General features: G+C 35.0%; 16 protein-coding genes and 1 tRNA gene. 13 read left to right on the top strand and 4 right to left on the bottom strand.

Annotated elements, in window-relative coordinates:
* Positions 1 to 50 precede the first annotated feature (50 nt).
* Together ACXGSQ_RS01275 and ACXGSQ_RS01270 are read left to right on the top strand one after the other, a co-directional pair.
* Complete coding sequence (locus tag ACXGSQ_RS01275) at positions 51 to 1,286, top strand: metallophosphoesterase (RefSeq protein ID WP_458627844.1); 1,236 nt, start codon at positions 51 to 53, stop codon at positions 1,284 to 1,286.
* 103 nt (positions 1,287 to 1,389) lie between these two features.
* Positions 1,390 to 1,686 carry a thioredoxin family protein gene (locus ACXGSQ_RS01270; protein ID WP_458627843.1) on the top strand — a complete coding sequence of 99 codons (297 nt, stop codon included), beginning with the start codon at positions 1,390 to 1,392 and terminating at the stop codon, positions 1,684 to 1,686.
* Here the strand turns inward: ACXGSQ_RS01270 and ACXGSQ_RS01265 are convergent.
* Positions 1,683 to 2,339 carry a polysaccharide deacetylase family protein gene (locus tag ACXGSQ_RS01265; RefSeq protein WP_458627842.1) on the bottom strand — a complete coding sequence of 219 codons (657 nt, stop codon included), beginning with the start codon at positions 2,337 to 2,339 and terminating at the stop codon, positions 1,683 to 1,685. The two genes, ACXGSQ_RS01270 and ACXGSQ_RS01265, sit on opposite strands and share 4 nt — an antisense overlap.
* Positions 2,340 to 2,346: 7 nt before the next feature.
* Positions 2,347 to 5,745 (bottom strand): protein O-mannosyl-transferase family, encoded by a 3,399-nt coding sequence (locus tag ACXGSQ_RS01260; RefSeq protein ID WP_458627841.1) that lies wholly within the window; start codon positions 5,743 to 5,745, stop codon positions 2,347 to 2,349.
* A gap of 151 nt (positions 5,746 to 5,896) precedes the next feature.
* On the opposite strand from ACXGSQ_RS01260, the gene ACXGSQ_RS01255 reads away from it, so the two are divergent.
* Positions 5,897 to 5,973: transfer RNA gene (locus ACXGSQ_RS01255), tRNA-Gln, on the top strand.
* Between the two features lie 91 nt (positions 5,974 to 6,064).
* Here the strand turns inward: ACXGSQ_RS01255 and ACXGSQ_RS01250 are convergent.
* On the bottom strand, positions 6,065 to 6,889 hold the full coding sequence (locus tag ACXGSQ_RS01250; protein WP_458627840.1) for a universal stress protein: 825 nt from the start codon (positions 6,887 to 6,889) through the stop codon (positions 6,065 to 6,067).
* Positions 6,890 to 7,043: 154 nt separating this feature from the next.
* Here ACXGSQ_RS01250 and rimP point away from each other — a divergent pair, with 154 nt between their 5' ends.
* The 3 genes from rimP (at position 7,044) to infB (ending at position 11,689) form a co-directional block, all read left to right on the top strand.
* Positions 7,044 to 7,508: a ribosome assembly cofactor RimP gene (rimP, locus tag ACXGSQ_RS01245; RefSeq protein ID WP_458627839.1), complete on the top strand. Its 465-nt coding sequence runs from the start codon at positions 7,044 to 7,046 to the stop codon at positions 7,506 to 7,508.
* A gap of 12 nt (positions 7,509 to 7,520) precedes the next feature.
* Positions 7,521 to 8,753, top strand: a complete 1,233-nt coding sequence (gene nusA / locus ACXGSQ_RS01240; protein ID WP_458627838.1) for a transcription termination factor NusA — start codon at positions 7,521 to 7,523, stop codon at positions 8,751 to 8,753.
* Between the two features lie 86 nt (positions 8,754 to 8,839).
* On the top strand, positions 8,840 to 11,689 hold the full coding sequence (gene infB / locus ACXGSQ_RS01235) for a translation initiation factor IF-2 (protein WP_458627837.1): 2,850 nt from the start codon (positions 8,840 to 8,842) through the stop codon (positions 11,687 to 11,689).
* Between the two features lie 73 nt (positions 11,690 to 11,762).
* Here the strand turns inward: infB and ACXGSQ_RS01230 are convergent, their stop codons facing one another.
* Positions 11,763 to 12,143, bottom strand: a complete 381-nt coding sequence (locus ACXGSQ_RS01230) for an SPOR domain-containing protein (RefSeq protein WP_458627836.1) — start codon at positions 12,141 to 12,143, stop codon at positions 11,763 to 11,765.
* Between the two features lie 295 nt (positions 12,144 to 12,438).
* Between ACXGSQ_RS01230 and ACXGSQ_RS01225 the strand changes: the two genes are divergently transcribed.
* The 7 genes from ACXGSQ_RS01225 (at position 12,439) to ACXGSQ_RS01195 (ending at position 22,517) form a co-directional block, all read left to right on the top strand.
* Positions 12,439 to 13,728, top strand: a complete 1,290-nt coding sequence (locus ACXGSQ_RS01225) for a c-type cytochrome (RefSeq protein WP_458629303.1) — start codon at positions 12,439 to 12,441, stop codon at positions 13,726 to 13,728.
* 152 nt (positions 13,729 to 13,880) lie between these two features.
* Positions 13,881 to 17,168 carry a TAT-variant-translocated molybdopterin oxidoreductase gene (locus ACXGSQ_RS01220; protein ID WP_458627835.1) on the top strand — a complete coding sequence of 1,096 codons (3,288 nt, stop codon included), beginning with the start codon at positions 13,881 to 13,883 and terminating at the stop codon, positions 17,166 to 17,168.
* Positions 17,169 to 17,195: 27 nt separating this feature from the next.
* On the top strand, positions 17,196 to 18,929 hold the full coding sequence (gene nrfD / locus ACXGSQ_RS01215) for an NrfD/PsrC family molybdoenzyme membrane anchor subunit (RefSeq protein ID WP_458627834.1): 1,734 nt from the start codon (positions 17,196 to 17,198) through the stop codon (positions 18,927 to 18,929).
* Positions 18,930 to 18,937: 8 nt separating this feature from the next.
* Positions 18,938 to 19,477 (top strand): DUF3341 domain-containing protein, encoded by a 540-nt coding sequence (locus ACXGSQ_RS01210; protein WP_458627833.1) that lies wholly within the window; start codon positions 18,938 to 18,940, stop codon positions 19,475 to 19,477.
* A gap of 1 nt (position 19,478) precedes the next feature.
* Positions 19,479 to 20,039, top strand: coding sequence for a c-type cytochrome (locus tag ACXGSQ_RS01205; RefSeq protein WP_458627832.1), 561 nt, complete (start codon positions 19,479 to 19,481; stop codon positions 20,037 to 20,039).
* Between the two features lie 21 nt (positions 20,040 to 20,060).
* Positions 20,061 to 21,434, top strand: coding sequence for a quinol:cytochrome C oxidoreductase (locus ACXGSQ_RS01200; RefSeq protein WP_458627831.1), 1,374 nt, complete (start codon positions 20,061 to 20,063; stop codon positions 21,432 to 21,434).
* Between the two features lie 24 nt (positions 21,435 to 21,458).
* Positions 21,459 to 22,517 carry a cytochrome c oxidase subunit II gene (locus ACXGSQ_RS01195; RefSeq protein WP_458627830.1) on the top strand — a complete coding sequence of 353 codons (1,059 nt, stop codon included), beginning with the start codon at positions 21,459 to 21,461 and terminating at the stop codon, positions 22,515 to 22,517.
* Positions 22,518 to 22,531: the final 14 nt, after the last annotated feature.

The raw sequence follows: 22,531 nt of genomic DNA, 5'->3' as shown, positions 1-22,531 counted from the left end.
GATAGGTGGCTTTTTATAAGCTTTACCTTAGTAAGTTCAAAAAAAAGAAGATGATTCGTTGGTTACTATTTGCTATTTTATTTATAATTCTAACGGTTTATGGTTTTCAAGCTGTAAGAACTGTAACTAAACAAACTTGGGTTTATTATTTGTTCTTTGGTATTGCAATTATTGTTGTTGGTAATTTTATTTACCAGTTTACAATGACTAGTGATGGTCGTGTGTTAACAACTGCCAAAAGTTTTGCTTTTGGGTTTTTATTAGCGTTTATGGCTTTTAATTTAGTGTTATTACCTTTTTTAATAGGTGAAGATATTATTAGAGGCATCATTGGGTTATACGATAAAGTTGTAACCAAAAATGACACATTTTATATGCCATCACGCCGAAAATTTGTGAGTCAACTGGCCTTAGGCATAGCGGCTATACCATTGTCTTCGTTGTTGTATGGTATGTTTAAAGGAAAATACAATTTTAGAGTTCTTAATTATACACTTCATTTTGAAGACCTACCAGAAGCTTTTGATGGGTATAGGATAACGCAGATTAGTGATATTCATTCTGGTAGTTTTGATAATCGTGAAAAGATAGAATATGCTGTAGACTTAATTAATGATCAAAAATCTGATGTATTACTATTTACTGGAGATATGGTGAATAATAAAGCCTCTGAAATGTTGCCTTGGATGGATACTTTCGGAAGGTTAAAGGCTAAAGATGGAAAATTTTCAGTTTTAGGTAATCATGATTATGGAGATTATGTCGATTGGAATTCGTCTGAAGAGAAAGCAAAGAATCTCGAAGATTTAAAAGCCATTCAAAAAACGATTGGTTTCGATTTATTGTTGAATGAAAGTCGTTATCTTGAAAAGGATGGCCAACGGCTAGCCTTAGTAGGAGTTGAGAATTGGGGGAAAGGCGGTTTTAAGAAAGCAGGAGATTTAGAAAAGGCTTCTGCAGACATTCATGCCGATGACTTTAAAATATTAATGTCCCACGATCCGAGCCATTGGGATGCTAAGGTGCTTAAACATCCTTATCATTATCATTTAACCTTGAGTGGTCATACACATGGTATGCAATTTGGAATTGAGATTCCAGGTTGGATAAAATGGAGTCCTGCAAAATGGCGTTATAAGCAATGGGCAGGAATCTATACCGAATTAGGTCAACACATTAATGTCAATAGAGGTTTTGGTTATTTAGGCTACCCAGGGCGTGTTGGTATTTGGCCAGAAATTACAGTGATTGAACTCAAAAAAGGCTCGAAAAGTACTTTATTGTAAAGAATTGTGTATTTTTATAATATAAATACCGAATTTGCAAGTGCTTACTTTGCAAGTATAGGCAGGTTTTAAGGACTTATCTATTTGACTAAAACTATAACGTATGTCAAAATTTGGAGAATTAATAGATATTGAAATTCCAGTCCTACTGGATTTTTACACTGTAAAAGACGATCAATCTATAGCTATGCATCCTATATTAAGAGATGTTGCGGCAGCTTTAGGCGATAAAGCTAAAGTCATCAAAATAGATGTAGACAAGAATAGAGAACTCGCAGAAGCATTGCGCGTTAAAGGATTGCCAACCTTAATCATCTACAAAAATGGCGAAATGAAATGGAGGCATAGTGGAGAACAAGATGCTAATACCTTAATTAATATTATTCAGGAATACGTTTAGACGTTTTCTATGGCTTTAAATTCAAAGCCTTTAAGGCTATAATGTTTTAAAACTTTAGGAAGCACAGACTTTAAATTTCGTGAAGCTTTAAGGCTATCGTGAAACACTATAATGCTCCCTTCTTTAGCTGATGAGGTGATATTGTTAAGACAGGTCGCTTCTGATACTGAAATATCCCAATCATAAGATAAGACCTCCCATAAGACTATTTTGTAACCTAAGGCTTGAAGTTGTTTGCTTTGTTTCGACTTAAATTTACCATAAGGTGGTCTAAATAGCTGTAATTTGGAAGGTTTTAGATTAATGCATTCTGAGTTGATTAAGGCTTGCGTTAGTTCAATATCCTTAAGATAGGTCTTGGTTTGATGCTTCCAACCTTTTAAATGATTGTAAGTATGGTTGCCAATCGCATGGCCTTCACTAATAATAGTTTGAAAAATATCAGGATGTTTTTCAATATTATTACCAATGCAGAAAAACGTAGCTTTTGCGTTATAGGTCTTTAATGTGGATAGGACCCATTCCGTAATGTTTGGAGTAGGGCCATCATCAAACGTTAAGTAGAGTTCTTTGTTTTTGGTATTGATATTCCAGATAAAATTTGGGAACAATGTTTTAACAAAGCCTGGTGTTTTAGCTGGAATAATCTGCATACCTTAATTAATTCTCTGGAGCTATACGATCTATAGTATCCTTAATTGATTCTTGAAAATCTAAGTCGCTAGGTACTTCTGGTGCTACATCGTCACTGTAACGATTCATCAATTCGTCAAACAAGCTCAAATAACTATTAAAGGTTTTTGTTTCTTGTAAGGCAAATTCTTTATCATTATAAATAACTAAAATATCAATTAAAGCTCTGTAGCGTTGTATGTCTAGGTAGATATCTTCACCCACCAAGCGATCTTGATTTTCTATAGATAGGCTACTGTAGTATACTAAGTTTTCTTGATATTTTTTAGCCACGTCTTTGTAAAGTGCACGACCTTTTTCAACGTTTCCTATTTCATAGTATGCACTCACATAGGGTTCTAGCAATGAGTAAAAACCAAATTTATCTACAGGCATTTTTTCCATAGCGATATCTGCTATTTCTTCAGCTTCATCTAGTTTGTCTTCATTGATTAGTTGCTCAATTAAACGCGCTAAATTACCGCGATACGTAATACCATTTCTTCTGGTTTCAATATCATAGTAGATATCATTACCACTACCTCCCCATTTCCAGTTCTTTACCATATTGTACATAAGGTCTGCATCTACGCGCCCCATATCATAAGGGTTTGCTTTGTTTACAGGGGTTTTAATTGGGACCAGTTTATAGCACATACCATCGAGCTGTAAGTAATCTTTTAGCCACACATAGTCTTCAGCACCAAAAGCACCACCTGTAAAATAGATAGGACGTTCCCAATTATTGTTAGCAATGATATCTAACATTAATAGACGTTGTTTATAGATGTAGCTACCTTCAATTTGCGTGTATAGATTATCTTCTATTTTATCGGCATCTTTTGGTTTTACGACACCATTTTTTAGAACCATTTCTTTGTTTACAGGAATACTGATGTTTCGTGTTGGGAAATAATTAGTATTCAATAAGTGTTTTGGATACTGATCAGGGTCTTCACCTTGTTTTTCTACAACAAATTTAAATTTAGTGCTCGGTTTTTCACTAGATACAAAATCCATAAAGTCCTTAATAGGTAATGTGTCCTTGGTAATTTCTCTTCTAATAATAACATCTCTTGTGCCTCCTCGATATTGTTTGTGGGTTAATTGAGAAGGAATAGGATCACTCTCATAAGCCTTTCGTTTCATCTGATCGATGTACCAATCTGTTTGGAATAAACTGGTGTTTACCACACGTACGTCGGTACGTACTCCTTCAATCTCTTGTAAATACCAAAGCGGGAAGGTATCATTATCACCAATGGTAAATAGAATTGCGTTAGGTGCACAAGATTCCAAATACTTTCTTGCCATAGAATTGGTTGTGTACTTGCCCGAACGATCGTGATCATCCCAATTATTTGCAGCTAAAACACCAGGAACAATAATAAGACAAGCTAAAGTAATTGCAGGAGCTAGAAGTTTCGATTTTATGTTAGATTTCAATAAATCGTAAATAGCATAAACACCAAAGCCAATCCAGATGGCAAAGACATAGAATGAACCCACAACAGAGTAATCGCGTTCTCTTGGTTCAAAAGGTCTTACGTTGGTGTAGAATTGAATGGCGATTCCGGTTAATAAAAAGAAGACTAATAAGACCCAAAAACGCTTTAAATCGGAATACATTAAGAAAAAGAAGCCTACTAAGCCTAATATTAACGGTAAGAAATAATAGGTGTTTCTAGCTTTATTTTCAAGAACATCAGTTGGTAAATTATCTTGAGATATTCCTAGGTGTAGTTCGTCTATAACATTAATTCCCGAAATCCAATTTCCGTTTTTATGTGTGTATCGTCCTTGGATATCATCTTGTCGTCCTGTGAAATTCCACATAAAATAACGCCAGTACATGTATCCAAATTGATACTGAAACATGTACATAATATTGTCCATGAAGCTTGGTTTCTCAATGATTAAATACTGTTGACCGTAGCGTTTTAAAAACTGGTTATAGTCGTCATAATCTATTTCTCCATTAGCAACACGTCTTCTAAAGTCATTAATGAGTTGATCAATTTGTTGTTTTTCGCCAAGGGCATATTGTCCGGCTTGCTCTTCTGTAAGGCCAGCGTTAAGCGCTTCATTATATGCTCTAGTTTGTAGGCTAGGATTCACTTTAAAATCAATTAAGCCTGTAAACATCATGTAGTTTTCGGCATGTTCAGCACTCCACATTCTTGGTAATATTGATGCATGCTCGTGGTTGTAATTTTGCTTACTTTTTTCCCAATCGTTGATAATTACATATTCTCCTTTTTCATCATCACGTTCGTAATTCTTTTTATCGTCTATAAACGGTTCGTCCTTATCGGCTCCGGAATAAACTTCTGTAAACAATGGACCATAAAATAAATGAGTTTCAGGATATTGTTCTAGATTGTAATAAGCTAAAAGTTCTCTCGCATCCGAAGGATTGTTTTCGTTAATCACAACATTTGCATTGGCTCGAATAGGAAGCATCATCCAAGAGGAGAACCCAATAAAAATAAACATTAGGCACAATACTAATGTATTAGCGTGTTTCATTTCTTTCTTACGCGTGTAATTCAGGCCAAAATAAAACAAGGAGATAACCATTAATCCTGTAATAATCGTTCCTGAATTAAATGGTAAACCTATAGAATTTACAAAAAAGACTTCTAAGTATCCAAAAAGTTTTAATGTTGAAGGCAGTAGTAACTTAAATATAAAAAGTAGAATTGCTGCTGAAGCAATATTTGCAATGATGAAGTTTTTAACGGTAATGGTTTTGTAATTCTTAAAGTAATAAAGAAGACCAATAGCGGGAATCGTTAAGAGTCCCATAAAGTGCACACCAAAAGATAATCCGATGACAAAGGCTATTAAGATTAACCAACGGTTGCCTCTAGGTTCGTTCATATCTTGTTCCCAGCGTAGGCCTAAATAGAATAGAATAGCCATTATTAGTGTAGCCATGGCGTAAACTTCGGTTTCTACGGCATTAAACCAAAACGAATCGGTAAAGGTAAAGGCTAAACTTCCTACTAAAGCACTTCCTAAAATGGCATATGCTTTACCTGTGTTTTTGTCTTCATTGTACTTTGTAAGTTTTACAAGCATAAGACTAATGGTCCAGAACATAAAAAGAATGGTAAATGCACTTGCAACTCCACTCATCATGTTCATTATAGCACCAATCTGTGAGGGTTCTAAAGCAAACATGGAGAAAAAAGCTCCAAACATTTGAAATAATGGTGCTCCTGGAGGATGTCCTACTTGTAACTTAGATGAAGTTAAAATATACTCACCAGCATCCCAAAAACTTACTGTTGGCTCAATGGTAAGTGCATAAACGACGCATGCTACGGCAAAAACAAACCATCCTAAGATGTTGTTCCATTTTTTAAAGTTAAATTCTTTCATGAAAACCTTGCTTAATAATGCAGGCGAATTTACTAATTATTACCTAAACGCCTACGTTTTTAAGTTAACGTTAAGTATTTTCAAATATTTTCTCATTTTTTTTTGGATAAGTAAAACTTTGTATTAAATTTGCACCCTCAAAATAAGAGATTGGCCTATGGTGTAACTGGCTAACACATCTGTTTTTGGTACAGAAGAGTCTAGGTTCGAAACCTAGTAGGCCAACCAAAAGTGAAAATCCTAATCGTAACTGATTAGGATTTTTTTGTTTTATAACTCTAAGTTAATGTGATAATTGTCTTTTTATAAAGACTTATTTTTAGATTTTAAAAGTAATCACAGGGCGTTTTGCGTGATTTACGATGTCTTCACTAATACTGCCATTAAAGAAGTGTGCAATACCTTGTCTTCCGTGTGTACTAATACCTATAAGGTCTGCGTCTATATCTTTAGATACATTTAATATGCCTTGTTCAACGGTGTAGTCATTGTGAATTGTAATGGTGTAGTTGTTAAACTGCTCTCCTGAAATAAAATCGTTAATTCTAGATTTAGCTTCATAGGTTGATATAAAGTTGCTAGAGGTAATTACCAATAATAAATGAATTTTAGACCCAAATGCTTTGGCAAATTTCACGGCTTGCTTATAGGTTTCTTTATTGTCGTTTTTAAAATCTGAGGCAAATACAAAATCGGAAACTTTAAAACTTTGATGTTCATTTTTTATGACCAATACTGGTACATCGGAAGATCGAACGACTTTTTCGGCATTAGAACCGACAAACATTTCTTTCATTCCTGTGGCTCCATGAGATCCCATTACAATTAAATCAATATTGTATTCTTTACAAGAATCTTTAATCTCGTTAAAGGTGATATCTGCTTTGACGGTTTCATGTACAGTAATGTTATCCAAATAATCTTGTGCCAATAGATTTTCAAATCTTTTTCGTGCCAACTTCATAAAAAATAAAGTTTCAGGAATATCGCTTTGAGTTTGGCCTTGATCTGTTTGTTGCATTGGAATCTCCATCATATGCAATAAGTAGATCTCTGCATTGTGTGCTTTGGCTAGCATAGCGGCTACTTTTAAAGCGTTTTCTGCCTGTTCTGAAAAATCTGTTGGAACTAATATTCTATTCATGTTTATTGGTTTATGTTAGTCTTTCTAAATTTAAGAAAATAAATCCACATTACATAGCTTGGGTAAATTAATATAAAATTCGTATATTTGCACCGTTATTTACTAAAAATGAATAAGCGAGAGGACGAAAAGTCCTCTCTTTTTATATCAAGAAATGTTTAAGAAAATAGTAGAAGACTTATTAGAAACGGCTTTAACAGAACGAGAAGATCTATTCTTAATAGATTTTACATTATCTGGAGATAACGCTATAAAAATTGTAATAGATGGTGATAATGGTGTCTTGGTTGAAGACTGTATCTATATCAGTAGAGCCATTGAAAACAACATTGATAGAGAAGAATATGATTTTTCTTTAGAAGTTTTATCATCTGGGGCAGCAACTCCATTATCTTTGCCAAGACAATACAATAAGCATGTAGGAAGAAATCTAGAGGTTAAGACTTTAGATGGTGAGGATTTAGAAGGTGAACTCGTAGAGGTGAACGACGATGGTGTGGTTTTAAGCTGGAAGGCTAGAGAACCAAAACCAGTAGGAAAAGGAAAGGTGACCGTCGCTAAAACAGCAACTATTACCTTCGACAATATTAAAGAAGCAAAAGTTAAAATAAAATTTTAATTCATATCAATTATGGAAAATGTAGCGTTAATTGAGTCATTTTCAGAATTTAAAGACGACAAATTAATAGATAGAGTTACGCTAATGGCAATTCTTGAAGATGTATTACGTAATGCATTGAAGAAGAAGTATGGTGATGACGATAACTTTGATATCATTATAAACCCAGATAAAGGAGATTTAGAAATTTGGAGAAACCGAGTTGTTGTTGCAGATGGAGAGGTTGAAGAACCAAATCAAGAAATAGCGTTATCTGAAGCTCAGAAAATTGAGCCAGATTTTGAAGTTGGTGAAGACGTTGCAGAAGAAGTAAAGTTAATAGATCTTGGAAGACGTTCTATCTTAGCCTTAAGACAGAATTTAATTTCTAAGATTCACGAACACGATAACACAAACATCTACAAGCACTTTAAAGAGCTTGAGGGTGAGATTTATACGGCCGAAGTTCATCATATTCGTCATAGAGCAATTATTTTGTTAGATGATGATGGTAATGAAATTATACTTCCAAAAGACAAACAAATTCCTTCAGATTTCTTCAGAAAAGGAGAAAATGTAAGAGGAATTATTGAAAGTGTTGAATTAAAAGGAAGTAAACCGGCCATAGTCATGTCTAGAACATCTCCTGTGTTTCTTGAGAAATTATTTGAACAAGAAATACCAGAAGTTTTTGATGGTTTAATTACGGTTAAGAAAGTGGTTCGTATTCCAGGAGAAAAAGCGAAGGTTGCAGTAGATTCTTATGATGATAGAATTGATCCGGTTGGAGCATGTGTTGGTATGAAAGGTTCTAGAATTCACGGTATTGTACGTGAGTTAGGAAACGAGAATATCGATGTAATTAATTATACAAACAATGTTCAGCTTTTTGTAACAAGAGCATTGAGCCCAGCAAGAGTAACGTCTTTAAAATTAGACGAAGAAAATATGCGTGCTGAGGTGTTATTAAAACCCGAAGAGGTTTCAAAAGCTATTGGTAGAGGTGGTCACAACATTCGTTTGGCTGGTCAACTAACAGGTTATGAGATTGACGTATTTAGAGAAGGTGCAGAAGAAGATGTGGAATTAAAAGAATTCTCTGATGAAATTGAGGGTTGGGTAATTTCTGAATTTAGCAAAGCTGGTTTAGATACTGCAAAGAGTATTTTAGAGCAAGATGTTGTAGATTTGGTGAAGCGAACAGATTTAGAAGAAGAAACGATCTTAGACGTCATTAGGATTCTAAGAGAAGAATTTGAAGAATAATATCAGCTTAATTTCAAGATGAATTGTGAAATTGATTTTGAAATTGAATTGGTATATAATATATTTAAGTATTTTACAGGCAATTTATGGCTCAAACAACAAGATTAAATAAAGTACTAAGGGAATTAAACATCTCAATAGATCGTGCTGTGGATTTTTTAGAATCCAAAGGTGTGGAAATTGAGAAAAGCCCTAATACTAAAATTTCGCAAGAGGTTTATAACACGCTTTCTGATGAATTTCAGACCGATGCATCTAAGCGTGAAAAAGCTCAAGAAGTAAGTGAAGCAAAACTTAAGGAAAAAGAAGAGCTTCGCGAGCAAAGGGAACGTGAAATTGAAGAGAAGCAAAAGCAAAAAGCCGAAAGGGAATCCGTGGTTAAGGCTAAAGCTGAGTTAACTGGTCCAAAACAAGTTGGTAAAATTGACTTAGATAAGAAACCTAAAGCTCAAAAAGCGAAAGCCCCAAAAACTCCAGAAGTTAAAGAGGCTCCTATAGCTGAAAAACCAGAGGTGAAGTCTGAAAAACCTAAGGTGGAATCTAAAGAAGCTGAAAAACCTAAGAAAACCGAAGAGGTTAAAAAGGTTGAAAAAGCGGAGAAAGCTGAAAAAGCGGAGAAAGCTGATAAAGTAGAAACAGTCGAAAAGGTTGAGAAAGTTGAAAAACCTGAAACTGTTAAAACCCCTGAAAAGGTTGTTAAAGCAGAGAAACCTAAGGCTAAAGAAGCTTCTAAAAAAGAAGAGGCTGCACCTGCACCGAGTGCACCAGTAGAGGAAACACTAAAGACTAAGTATCAAAAACTTGCTGGTCCGGTTACTACAGGGAAAAAAATTGATTTATCTCAATTTAATAAGCCTAAGAAGAAAAAAACAGATGCTTCAAAAACAACAGGTGATGCTAATAAACGTAAAAGACGTCGAATTAGTAAAACTGGAAATGATACCGCAGGAAAACCAAACTTTGATAATAAGAGAGGTGGACCTAAAGGAAGAGGAGGTAATTCTAGACCAAAAGTGGTTAAAGAAGAACCTAGTGAAGAGGATGTACAAAAACAAATCCGTGAAACTTTAGAAAAACTTCAAGGGAAGTCTAATAAAGGAAAAGGAGCTAAGTACCGTAGAGACAAAAGAGATCAACACCGTCAACAATCGGAAATCGATCAAGAGATTGCAGCAGCAGAAAGTAAAACTATTAAGGTTACTGAGTTTGTTACTGTAAGTGAAATGGCGACGATGATGGAAGTAGGAGTAACACAAGTTATTTCAGCATGTATGTCTTTAGGTATGATGGTAACCATGAACCAAAGATTAGATGCAGAAACATTAACGATTGTTGCAGAAGAGTTTGGTTTTGATGTAGAATTTATCAAAGCAGATATTGAAGAATCTATTGTGGTTGTTGAAGACGATCCAAAAGATTTAGTAGAAAGAGCGCCAATTGTTACCGTAATGGGTCACGTAGATCATGGTAAAACATCGCTTTTAGATTATATTCGTAAAGAAAATGTAATTGCAGGTGAGTCTGGTGGTATTACGCAGCACATTGGTGCTTATGGAGTACAATTAGAAAACGGGCAAAAAATTGCATTCTTAGATACACCAGGTCACGAAGCCTTTACAGCGATGCGTGCTCGTGGTGCTCAAGTAACAGATATTGCTATTATTGTAGTTGCCGCGGATGACGCTATAATGCCTCAAACGAAAGAAGCGATTTCTCATGCACAAGCAGCAGGAGTTCCAATCGTATTTGCAATTAACAAAATCGATAAACCAGATGCTAATCCTGAAAAAGTAAAAGAAGGTTTAGCGCAGATGAATCTCTTAGTAGAAGATTGGGGTGGAAAAATTCAATCACATGACATTTCTGCTAAAATGGGAACTGGTGTTAAGGAATTATTAGAGAAAGTATTACTAGAAGCTGAATTATTAGAGTTAAAAGCTAACCCTAATAAATTAGCTAGTGGGACAGTAGTAGAAGCCTACTTAGATAAAGGTAGAGGATACGTTTCAACAATTTTAGTACAAGCAGGTACTTTAAAAGTTGGTGATTATGTCTTAGCAGGTAAAAACAGTGGTAAGGTTAAAGCTATGCAAGATGAGCGTGGTAATGATGTTAAAGAAGCTGGTCCTGCAACTCCAGTATCTATACTTGGTTTAGATGGTGCACCTCAAGCCGGTGATAAGTTTAATGTCTTTGAAGACGAACGTGAAGCAAAACAAATTGCGACTAAGCGTACACAATTACAACGTGAACAATCGGTAAGAACGCAACGTCATATTACACTTGATGAAATTGGAAGACGTATTGCACTTGGTGATTTCCAAGAGTTGAATATTATCCTTAAAGGTGATGTTGATGGTTCTGTTGAAGCCTTAACGGATTCATTCCAGAAATTGTCTACTGAAGAAATTCAAGTTAATATTATACATAAAGGTGTTGGTGCCATTACTGAAAGTGATGTGTTATTAGCAACAGCATCTGATGCTATTATTGTTGGATTTAATGTGCGTCCTGTTGGAAATGCAAGAATGATTGCTGATAAAGAAGAAATTGACATTAGAACGTATTCTATTATCTACGCTGCAATTAACGATCTTAAAGACGCTATGGAAGGTATGTTATCTCCAGAGGTTAAAGAAGAAGTTACAGGTACTGCTGAGATTAGAGAAATCTTCAAAGTCTCTAAAATTGGAAATATTGCAGGTTGTATGGTAATGAACGGTAAAATCTATAGAAATTCTGGAATCAGAATTATCAGAGATGGTGTTGTTGTTCATACAGGTACATTAGAAGCTCTAAGACGATTTAAAGACGATGTAAGAGAAGTTTCTAAAGGTTATGACTGTGGTATGCAAATTAAAGGTTATAACGATATCGCAGAGGGTGATGTTATAGAAGCATTCCAAGAAGTAGAAGTAAAGAAAAAGTTGAAATAACATCTTAGTAGTTATAGAAACAAAAAAACCGACAAGTGATTGTCGGTTTTTTTTATGCTATAAAATAAAAGGTTTAATTATCTATTTTTGGTTGAAGAATATTGGCATACATATAGTTTTTCTTAATCTTAACTAAAGCACGATCCGCTTCAAGACGCGTAGAAAAGTTACCCACCCAAACTTTATAATTAGGCGTATTCCAAATAATATCGGCAGGCCATTCGTCATAAGCGTTTAAGAAATTGGCTTTTTCGCGCTTTGCCTTATCAATATCTATACTTTGATATACTTGGATTCTATAGACCTTTGATGTTTTTATATCCTTTTTAAATTCAAGTAGTTTATCAATGTCACTATCTTGGCTTACGTTAACCACGCCTTCCTGTGCTTGTAGTGATAAACTTAGGCTTAGGCCCAAAATAATGAGTAAAAGCGTTCTATTTTTTAATTTCATAAGTTTAAATTATTAGACAAAGGTAAAATATTCAAATTAACATTTACAACTTTTTTATTGACATTTCGACTGTAAACAATTGCGATTCAAGCGGTCGATATTTATGGAACGAATAATCACACATTAAATTTTAAAACATATTATTTAGAATTAATATAAATTATATATTAACAGTTCTCTAAGATTTTCAAAATCGACTTTAAATGTTACTTTTGCCTGAGTTTTTATAACATCTTTTTTCACTTTTTAAATGAAAAAATCGTACCAAACTTTAGAAGATAATCCAACTTATAATATGAAACAGGTGATTTACTGTAGTTTAACCTCAAAGATTTTTAGTCTTTGTCTTGTTCTATTGCTTTCTTTTTCAACCTCTCTTATAGCTCAAGAAGGTGATCCGGTAAACGGGAAATCGCTCTTTAATTCTAATTGTGCTGCGTGTCATAAGCTTGATAAGCCAATGACAGGTCCTGCCTTAAGAAATATAGAAGCAAGGTTAGCTGATGAGCAAGGTTTAGATCGAGCATGGCTTAGTGCTTGGATAAGAAATAGCTCTTCGCTAATTAAATCTGGGGATGCATATGCTGTTAAAATTTTCAATGAATATAATCAGACTGCAATGACTGCTTTTCCGCAGTTAAGTGATGAGAATATTTCTGATATATTAGCGTATACGGCTCAAGAGAAAAAAGAACCTGTGGTTGCGGATACTGCTGTGGCAGATACTGGTGTTCAGCAAGGAGGTGTCTCAAATGACTTAATACTTGGAGCTTTGGCTTTATTGTTTGCGTTATTGGCTATGGCTTTAGTTTTAGTGAATCGTACGTTAAATCGCTTCGCTGAAGCGAAAGATGTTGCTGTATTTACAGAGCAAGAAAAAAGAATGCCATTATGGAAGGCTTTTGTTCAAAACCAATTTTTGGTATTAGTTACGACAATTGTCTTTTTGTTAGCTAGTGGTTATTTTGTGTATGGCTACTTTATGCAGGTAGGTGTTGATCAAGGTTACGAACCAGTTCAGCCAATTCATTATTCGCATAGAATTCACGCGGGTGATAATGGTATCGATTGTAAATATTGTCACTCTTCTGCACGAGTTAGTAAGACCTCTGGTATTCCTTCTTTAAATGTTTGTATGAATTGTCATAAATCAATTTCAGAAGTTGCACCAGAAACCTTAGCGGAAGGAACTGAGTTTGGTGTTGATTATAATGCTGAAATTCAAAAATTATACGATGCTGTCGGATGGGATGGTACGGGTTACTCTGGAGAGTCTAAACCTGTAAAATGGATTCGCATTCATAACTTACCAGACTTTGCTTATTTTAATCACTCACAACACGTTGAAGTTGGAGATATAGAATGTCAAACTTGTCATGGTCCTGTTGAGGAAATGGAAATTATGCATCAGCATGCACCTTTAACAATGGGGTGGTGTATTAACTGTCACAGAGAAACTAACGTAAAAGTTAAGGACAACGATTATTACACTAAAATTCACGAAGAACTATCTAAAAAATATGGTGTTGAGCAGTTAACTGTTGCACAAATGGGTGGTTTAGAATGTGGTAAGTGTCATTACTAAAACGCGTTTTTGTAATTTTTAAGACATTAGAAGTTGCCTTAAAGCGGAAGAAACTATAAAATTAAAAGAATTAAATATTTTAGATTGAATTGATTAAAGTTGGTTCAAGCTTTAGTTTTAAATTCGAAAATCGAAATTTATAAATAAACACTATGTCATCAAACAAGAAATACTGGAAAAGTGTTGAAGAGCTAAACGAAAATAGCTCTATTGTTGAGGCGCTTCAACAGAATGAATTTGTGGAAGAGATTCCTACAGACGAATTTTTGGGAGATAAAGATTCTTTAGGGTCGTCATCTACATCGCGTCGTGATTTCTTAAAATACGTTGGTTTTAGTACTGCAGCTGCTTCTTTAGCGGCATGTGAAGGGCCAGTTATTAAATCAATACCTTATATAGTTCAGCCAACTGAGATCATTCCTGGTGTTGCTAACTATTATGCAACTACAATTGCAGATGGTTTTGATTTCGCAAGTGTTTTAGTAAAGACAAGAGAAGGTCGCCCAATTAAAATTGAAAATAACACTGATGCACCTTCTAATGGGGTTGCAAATGCAAGAGTTAATGCTTCAGTTTTAGGATTGTATGATAACCTTAGGGTTAAAGCGCCAATGAAAGGTGAATCTACAATATCTTGGGATACATTTTTAGCGGAAACAACTTCAAAATTAAAAGGACTTAATGGAAAACAAATTGTGTTGTTAACGCAATCCATGCCTAGTCCATCAACCAATAAATTAATTGCAGCTTTTAAAACTAAATATGGTAACGTAAATCACGTTTCATATGATGCGGTTTCAGAATCTGCAACTTTAGATGCATATCAGGCAAAGTATGGCATTAGAGGGATGGCTAATTACGATTTCTCTAAAGCGATGACTATTGTTGCTATCGGAGCGGATTTCTTAGGAGATTGGCAAGGTGGTGGTTTTGAGTCTGGTTATGCTAAAAAGCGTGTGCCTGTAAATGGTAAAATGTCTAGACATATTCAATTTGAATCGAACATGTCTTTAGCAGGTGCCAATGCTGATAAACGAGTGCCATTAACACCAAGCCAACAAAAATTAGCACTTGCTAAACTTTATAGTTATGTCACTGGTGTGGCCTTACCGGGATCGTTACCAGAAGCTTTAGATAAAGCGGTAAAAGCAGCAGCAAAAGAATTAAGCTTGGCAGGTAGTAATGGTGTTGTTGTTACGGGTATTCAAGATGTGAATGCTCAAACAACAGTTTTAGAAATCAATGAGTACCTAAAAAGTAAAGCTTTTGATCCTAAAACAACAATTAAAACAAGACAAGGAAGTAATAAAGCTGTATCACAATTAGTTGCCGATATGAAGGCAGGCAAAGTTGGTGCGATTATTATGAATGGTGTGAATCCATTATATACCTTACCAAATGCTTCAGATTTTAAAGAAGGTTTGGCAAAGACAGAATTGTCTGTTGCTTTTTCAATGAAGCAAGATGAAACGTCAACAAACTGTCAATATATTGCTGCAACACCTCACAATTTAGAGTCTTGGGGTGATTTCGAATTTAAGTCTGGTCATTATTCAATGATGCAGCCTACGATTCGTCCTTTATTTGATACGAAGCAGTTTCAAGAAGTCTTAATGAGCTGGACAGAAACTCCAGGGTCTTACAGAGATTATTTAAAATCAGTATGGACGCAAAGCATATTAAATGGTTCTTCATTTAATAAAGCCGTTCAAGATGGTGTATTTGTAACAAACGCATCAGGAACTGGTTCTAATGGATCAACAACAACGACTTCTACAACAACAGAATTAGCAGATAAAAAGGATAGAACGTTTTTAGGCGGAGTTATTCATGATGTTGCGGTAGGTGTTGGCATAAAAGAAGAAGATAAAGAGGACTATAATACCACAACGGCTACTACGACTGTAAATAACGGTAATAATGTAGATACATCATCTGTATTATCTGGCGGAACAGCAGCAAGAGCTTTAGCGGCTTCTGCTAAAGAGGGGTATTTAGAATTGTCACTTTATACGAAAGTAGGTATGGGTGATGGTCAACAAGCTAATAACCCTTGGTTACAAGAGTTTCCAGATCCTATCACGAGAACATCTTGGGATAACTATCTTACAGTATCTCAAGCGGATGCTAAAGCCTATGATTTAGTTAATGAGAACGTTGCTAATGGTGGTCTTAACGGAAGTTATGTTGATGTTACGGTTAACGGTGTTACCGTGCCTAAAGTACCTGTATTAATACAGCCAGGGCAAGCTAAAGGTTCTGTAGGTTTGGCTTTTGGTTTTGGAAGAACTTCTAAAGCATTAAAAGACGAAATGAAAACGGGTGTTAATGCATACCCATTATATCAAAACTTTAATTCAGTTCAAGAAGTAACGATTAGTAAAGTTGCTGGTGAACATGAATTTGCTTGTGTACAATTGCATAATACTTTGATGGGTCGTGGAGATATCATCAAAGAAACCACATTAGAGATATTTAATACAAAGGATAAGAAACACTGGAATTCAATTCCTCAGGTGTCGCTTAACCATATAGAAACTCCTGTAACTTCTGAAAAAGTAGATTTATGGGATGAGTTTGATCGTTCTATCGGTCATCACTTTAACTTATCAATAGACTTGAACGCTTGTACGGGATGTGGAGCATGTGTGATTGCATGTCATGCTGAAAACAACGTTCCTGTGGTTGGTAAATCGGAAATGAGACGTAGTAGAGATATGCACTGGTTGCGTATTGACCGTTATTATTCTCATCAAGATACGTTTAGTGAAGATATCGAAGAGAAAGAAGCTACAGATGGACTTGGATTAGGAAATTACATGTTTGGGGACAGAAAGAGTGATGGTTCATTATCTACTTTTGCTAGATTAGAAGAGCCTGCTGATAATCCTCAAGTTGTGTTTCAACCTGTAATGTGTCAACATTGTAACCATGCCCCTTGTGAAACAGTTTGTCCTGTTGCTGCAACAGCACATGGTCGTCAAGGTCAAAATCATATGGCTTATAACCGTTGTGTAGGAACAAGATATTGTGCAAACAACTGTCCATATAAAGTACGTCGTTTCAACTGGTTCTTGTATAACAAAAATGATGAATTTGATTATTATATGAATGACGATTTAGGACGTATGGTATTAAATCCAGATGTCGTAGTAAGATCTCGTGGTGTTATGGAAAAATGTTCTATGTGTATTCAAAAAACACAGAAAACGATTCTTGATGCTAAACGTGATGGGCGTCCAGTTAAAGATGGTGAATTCCAAACTGCTTGTTCTGCAGCATGTGGAAACGGTGCTATGGTATTTGGTGATATTAACGACAAGGAAAGTCAAGTCACAGAATTAAAAGAAGACGATCGTATGTATCACTTGTTAGAATATGTTGGCACGAAACCAAACGTATTTTATCAGACAAAAGTGAGAAATACATCAAAAGCGTAAATTAAATTAAGAAACAAGTATATAATTATGGCGTCTCATTACGAAGCACCTATTAGAAGACCTTTAGTCACTGGAGAAAAATCGTATCACGATGTAACAGTCGATGTTGCAAAACCAGTTGAAGGCAAAGCCAACCGAGCATGGTGGATTGTTTTTAGTATTGCTTTGGTTGCATTCCTTTGGGGAATAGGTTGTATTATTTATACAGTATCTACAGGTATTGGAGTCTGGGGTCTTAACAAGACTGTCAACTGGGCTTGGGATATTACTAACTTTGTTTGGTGGGTAGGTATTGGTCATGCGGGAACACTGATTTCTGCGGTACTATTATTATTCCGTCAAAAATGGAGAATGGCAATTAACCGCTCTGCAGAAGCAATGACGATTTTTGCAGTTTTCCAAGCGGGTTTATTCCCTATCATACACATGGGGCGTCCATGGTTAGCTTATTGGGTACTTCCAATTCCTAATCAATTTGGATCGCTATGGGTAAACTTTAACTCACCCTTACTTTGGGATGTATTTGCAATTTCTACGTATTTGTCGGTGTCATTAGTATTCTGGTGGACTGGTTTGTTACCTGATTTTGCCATGTTAAGAGATAGAGCTGTTCGTCCTTTCCAAAAGAAGATTTATGCTTTAGTAAGTTTCGGGTGGTCTGGTAGAGCAAAAGATTGGCAACGTTTTGAAGAAGTATCTTTAGTACTTGCTGGTTTGGCAACACCTTTAGTACTTTCAGTACACACTATTGTATCTTTTGATTTCGCTACTTCGATAGTTCCAGGTTGGCATACAACGATCTTCCCACCTTATTTTGTGGCAGGAGCGGTTTTCTCTGGGTTTGCAATGGTAAACACACTTTTAATTATCATGAGAAAAGTGGTGAGCTTAGAAGATTATATCACAATGCAACATATTGAATTGATGAACATCGTCATCATGATTACAGGTTCAATTGTTGGTGTTGCTTATATTACAGAGTTATTCATCGCTTGGTATTCAGGTGTAGAATATGAGCAATTTGCTTTCTTAAATAGAGCAACTGGTCCTTATTGGTGGGCATACTGGTGTATGATGAGTTTTAACGTATTCTCTCCTCAGTTTATGTGGTTTAAGAAATTAAGAACAAGTATTCTATTCTCATTCTTTATCTCTATCATCGTAAACATTGGAATGTGGTTTGAACGTTTCGTAATTATTGTAACGTCATTACACAGAGATTACTTGCCATCGTCTTGGACGATGTTCTCACCAACATTTGTTGATATCGGAATTTTTATTGGAACAATAGGATTCTTCTTTGTGTTATTCTTATTATATGCTCGTACATTCCCTGTGATTGCACAAGCAGAAGTAAAAACAATATTAAAGTCATCGGGTGAAAGCTATAAACGTATTAGAGAAAGTGGTAAAAGCTTAGCTGGTACAGGAGCGGATGCTAGAACTTCAAATTTGAAAATTGGAGAAGAAACTATAGCATCTAAACCAACACAAGATACTTCTGAAAAATTAGGTAATTTGTTAGAAGGTATTGGTAGATTTGACCCAGCAGTACAAACTGCAGATGACTTAAAAGTGATCAGTGGTATTGGACCAAAAATGGAAGATGTACTTAACAATATAGGCATCTTTACTTATGCGCAAGTAAGTAAAATGACGAAAAGAGAATATGATTTGTTAGATGATATTACAGGTTCTTTCCCAGGAAGAGCAGAACGTGATGATTGGTCTGGACAAGCTAAAAACTTATTAAACAACTAATATAGTCTATGGAAGCTTCAAAAGTAATTCATGCTATTTATACCGATGATGATGTATTAATGTCAGCCGTTAAAGCGGTAAAGGCAGAAAAATATCACATTGATGAGATATATACACCTTTTCCAGTTCACGGACTAGATAAGGCAATGGGATTAGCACCAACGCGTTTAGCAATTACAGCCTTTTTATATGGTTGTGTTGGTATCGCTGTTGCAACGCTGATGATGAACTTTATAATGATTGAAGATTGGCCACAAGATATCGGTGGAAAACCAAGTTTCAGTTTTTTAGAAAACATGCCAGCCTTTGTTCCTATTATGTTCGAACTTACGGTGTTTTTCGCAGCCCATTTAATGGTTATAACATTTTATATGAGAAGTAGAATGTGGCCATTTAAGAAAGCCGAAAATCCAGATCCAAGAACTACAGATGACCATTTCTTAATGGAAATTGCGGTTCATAATAACGAAGAATCATTAACTAATCTGTTGAAACAAACAGGGGCCGTTGAGATAAACATAGTTGATAAAGATGAAGATGCACATTAATATGAAGATAGCTGTAAAATATAGCGTAGTATTAGTATTGTTGGTTAGCTTTATGTCTTGCCAAAAGAACTCTAGACCAAATTATCAGTACATGCCTAACATGTACGAGTCGGTTGGTTATGAAGCTTATCAAGAATCAGATGCATTTGCAAATGGTGTTGAAGCACAATTACCAGCAGAAGGTACAATTCCAAGAGGCGATTTTATGCCTTTTGACATTGCTAATACCAATGAGGGGTATGCTTTTGCTAAAGCCAACTTAATGAATCCATTAGATTCTACTCAAATTGATTATGAGAGAGGTGGTGAATTATATGGTATTTATTGTGGTATTTGCCACGGTAATAAAGGTGATGGTAAAGGAAAATTAGTACAACGCGAAAAGATATTGGGTGTACCAAGTTATGATGACATAGGTAGAGCTATTACAACCGGAAGTATTTATCATGTTTTATATTATGGTAAAAACACTATGGGTTCTTATGCCAACCAATTGAGAGAAGAAGAACGTTGGCAAGTTGTTGCTTATGTTGAGAAGCTTAAAGCAGATTTAGAAAAGTAAGATTTAGATAAAGATTATATAATGGAATATAAAATTTCAAATCGATTAAGATTAGCGGCTATCATATTAATGGTCCTAGGGGCATTAGGTATTGCCTATGGCTTTATAGATTCGCATAGCGTTAATGAAGGAAATATAACGGAATATTTAGCTAATGAAGAGCACCATGGTGCTGAGGATGCTACCGTTTCACATGGTGATGAACATGCGGATGAAGCACATGGAACATCTCATGCTGAAGGAGCGGCTCATATAGATGAAGGGCATGATACAGAAGCAGAAGGTCATGAAATGACTCACGAAGAGCATGTTTTACATCAGTTACATAATAGACCGTATGCGGCTTTATATGTTTCAGCATTCTTTTTCTTTATGATTGCTTTAGGTGTTTTGGCATTTTATGCTGTTCAATATGCGTCACAAGCTGGTTGGTCACCTGTATTATTAAGAGTAATGGAAGGTATTACCTCTTATGTATTACCTGGTGGTTTAATTGTGTTATTAGTGGCTTTTATTGGAGATAGCCATATTTTTATATGGATGGACGAAAATGTTGTGGCTCATGATGCTTTAATTCAAAATAAATCGGGTTGGTTAGATAAAACTTGGTTTATGATTAGAGGATTAATATTTTTATTAGGTTGGTCTGCATATCGTCATTTTTCTAGAAAATTCTCAGTAGCACAAGATCTTGCTGATGTTAATGATAATAGTAACTTTAAGAAGAACTTCAGAATAGCTGCAGGATTTTTAGTATTCTTTATCTATACAGAGTCAATTATGTCTTGGGATTGGATAATGAGTGTAGATCCACACTGGTTTAGTACGTTGTTTGGATGGTATGTCTTTGCAAGTATGTTTGTAAGTGGTATTACCGTTATTGCTTTAGTTACAATCTACTTGAAATCGAAAGGATTGTTACCATTTGTAAATGATAGTCATATACATGATTTAGCTAAGTTTATGTTCGGTATTAGTATTTTCTGGACTTACTTATGGTTCTCTCAATTTATGTTAATCTGGTATGCAAATATTCCAGAAGAGGTGACTTACTTTGTAACCCGTATTGAAGACTATAATTTACCTTTCTTTGGTATGGTGGCATTGAATTTCTTATTCCCATTATTACTATTGATGAATAGCGATTATAAACGTATTCCATGGTTTGTGGTTATGACAGGTATTGTAATTCTATTTGGACATTATTTAGATATTTTCAATATGATTATGCCTGCAACCGTTGGAGATAGATGGTTTATAGGAATTCCAGAGATTGGATCAATATTATTTTTCGGTGGCTTATTTATGCTTATAGTGTTTACATCACTTGGCAAATATCCATTGTTACCAAAAGGAAACCCTTTTATTAAGGAAAGTGAACATTTCCATTATTAATTTTAAATAAGAACAGAAACGATAATGACTGCTTTATTAACAATTATAATTGTACTCTTTGTAGCTGTTGCCTTATGGCAAATGGTTAAAATATTTGATCTAGCTCAGGTCGGCACAACTAATACACAAGTTGCAGATGACCATGACAACAAAATCAATGCTTACTTAATGATAGGTTTCTTAATATTCATCTACGTGATGACTATCCTATGTTTTTGGTATATTGGTGATTTACCATTGTTGTCTAACGCAGCCTCTGAACATGGTGCTGAAGTTGATAATTTGATGGTGATCACAATGGTGGTGATTTTTACCGTACTAATCATTACACAATTTTTATTACATTATTTTGCTTATAAGTATAAAGGTGAGAAGGGAAGAAAAGCTTTATTCTACGCTGATAATAATACTTTAGAGTTTATTTGGACCGTTATTCCTGTTATTGTATTAGCTGGTTTAATTATCTACGGATTATTTACATGGAATGGCATTATGAATGTTGATGAAGATGATGATCCAATGGTAATTGAATTGTACGCACAGCAATTTAGCTGGAAAGCACGATATAGTGGTAATGATAATGTTTTGGGTAAAGCTAATGTACGATTAATTGATTTAGACCGTGCGAATGTTTTAGGTGTAGATGAAGATGATCCAAATGCTCAAGATGACGTTATTGTATCAGAACTTCATTTGCCAGTAGGTCGACAGGTGGTCTTTAAGATGCGTTCTCAAGATGTATTGCACTCGGCTTATATGCCTCATTTTAGAGCACAAATGAATTGTGTTCCTGGTATGGTAACACAATTTGCCTTTACTCCAACTGTGACTACAGCAGATATGCGTCAAAATCCAGACATTATTGAAAAAGTTCAACATATAAATGAACTTAGAAACGAAAGAAAAATAGAGATTGAAGAGTCTGGTCAAGAATTAATTTACGAATTTGATTACCTTTTATTATGTAATAAAATTTGTGGAAAATCGCACTACAATATGCAAATGAAGATTATTGTAGAAACTCAGGAAGAATTTGATGCATGGATGAAAGAGCAAACAACATTCCCAAATTCGTTAAATTAATAAGGTTTTAAGAA

Source organism: Winogradskyella sp. PC D3.3, from assembly GCF_054366245.1.
The sequence above is the reverse complement of the archived record's forward strand: the minus strand, read 5'-3'. Positions and strand labels throughout refer to the sequence as shown.

Excerpts from the sequence above, each read along its gene's own strand:
- ACXGSQ_RS01270 (WP_458627843.1), top strand. The coding sequence starts at position 1,390 with ATGTCAAAATTTGGAGAATTAATAGATATTGAAATTCCAGTCCTACTG.
- ACXGSQ_RS01265 (WP_458627842.1), bottom strand. The coding sequence starts at position 2,339 with ATGCAGATTATTCCAGCTAAAACACCAGGCTTTGTTAAAACATTGTTC.
- ACXGSQ_RS01260 (WP_458627841.1), bottom strand. The coding sequence starts at position 5,745 with ATGAAAGAATTTAACTTTAAAAAATGGAACAACATCTTAGGATGGTTT.
- ACXGSQ_RS01225 (WP_458629303.1), top strand. The coding sequence starts at position 12,439 with ATGAAACAGGTGATTTACTGTAGTTTAACCTCAAAGATTTTTAGTCTT.
- rimP (WP_458627839.1), top strand. The coding sequence starts at position 7,044 with ATGTTTAAGAAAATAGTAGAAGACTTATTAGAAACGGCTTTAACAGAA.
- ACXGSQ_RS01210 (WP_458627833.1), top strand. The coding sequence starts at position 18,938 with ATGGAAGCTTCAAAAGTAATTCATGCTATTTATACCGATGATGATGTA.
- ACXGSQ_RS01200 (WP_458627831.1), top strand. The coding sequence starts at position 20,061 with ATGGAATATAAAATTTCAAATCGATTAAGATTAGCGGCTATCATATTA.
- ACXGSQ_RS01205 (WP_458627832.1), top strand. The coding sequence starts at position 19,479 with ATGAAGATAGCTGTAAAATATAGCGTAGTATTAGTATTGTTGGTTAGC.
- ACXGSQ_RS01230 (WP_458627836.1), bottom strand. The coding sequence starts at position 12,143 with ATGAAATTAAAAAATAGAACGCTTTTACTCATTATTTTGGGCCTAAGC.
- ACXGSQ_RS01220 (WP_458627835.1), top strand. The coding sequence starts at position 13,881 with ATGTCATCAAACAAGAAATACTGGAAAAGTGTTGAAGAGCTAAACGAA.
- ACXGSQ_RS01275 (WP_458627844.1), top strand. The coding sequence starts at position 51 with ATGATTCGTTGGTTACTATTTGCTATTTTATTTATAATTCTAACGGTT.
- nrfD (WP_458627834.1), top strand. The coding sequence starts at position 17,196 with ATGGCGTCTCATTACGAAGCACCTATTAGAAGACCTTTAGTCACTGGA.
- ACXGSQ_RS01195 (WP_458627830.1), top strand. The coding sequence starts at position 21,459 with ATGACTGCTTTATTAACAATTATAATTGTACTCTTTGTAGCTGTTGCC.
- ACXGSQ_RS01250 (WP_458627840.1), bottom strand. The coding sequence starts at position 6,889 with ATGAATAGAATATTAGTTCCAACAGATTTTTCAGAACAGGCAGAAAAC.
- infB (WP_458627837.1), top strand. The coding sequence starts at position 8,840 with ATGGCTCAAACAACAAGATTAAATAAAGTACTAAGGGAATTAAACATC.
- nusA (WP_458627838.1), top strand. The coding sequence starts at position 7,521 with ATGGAAAATGTAGCGTTAATTGAGTCATTTTCAGAATTTAAAGACGAC.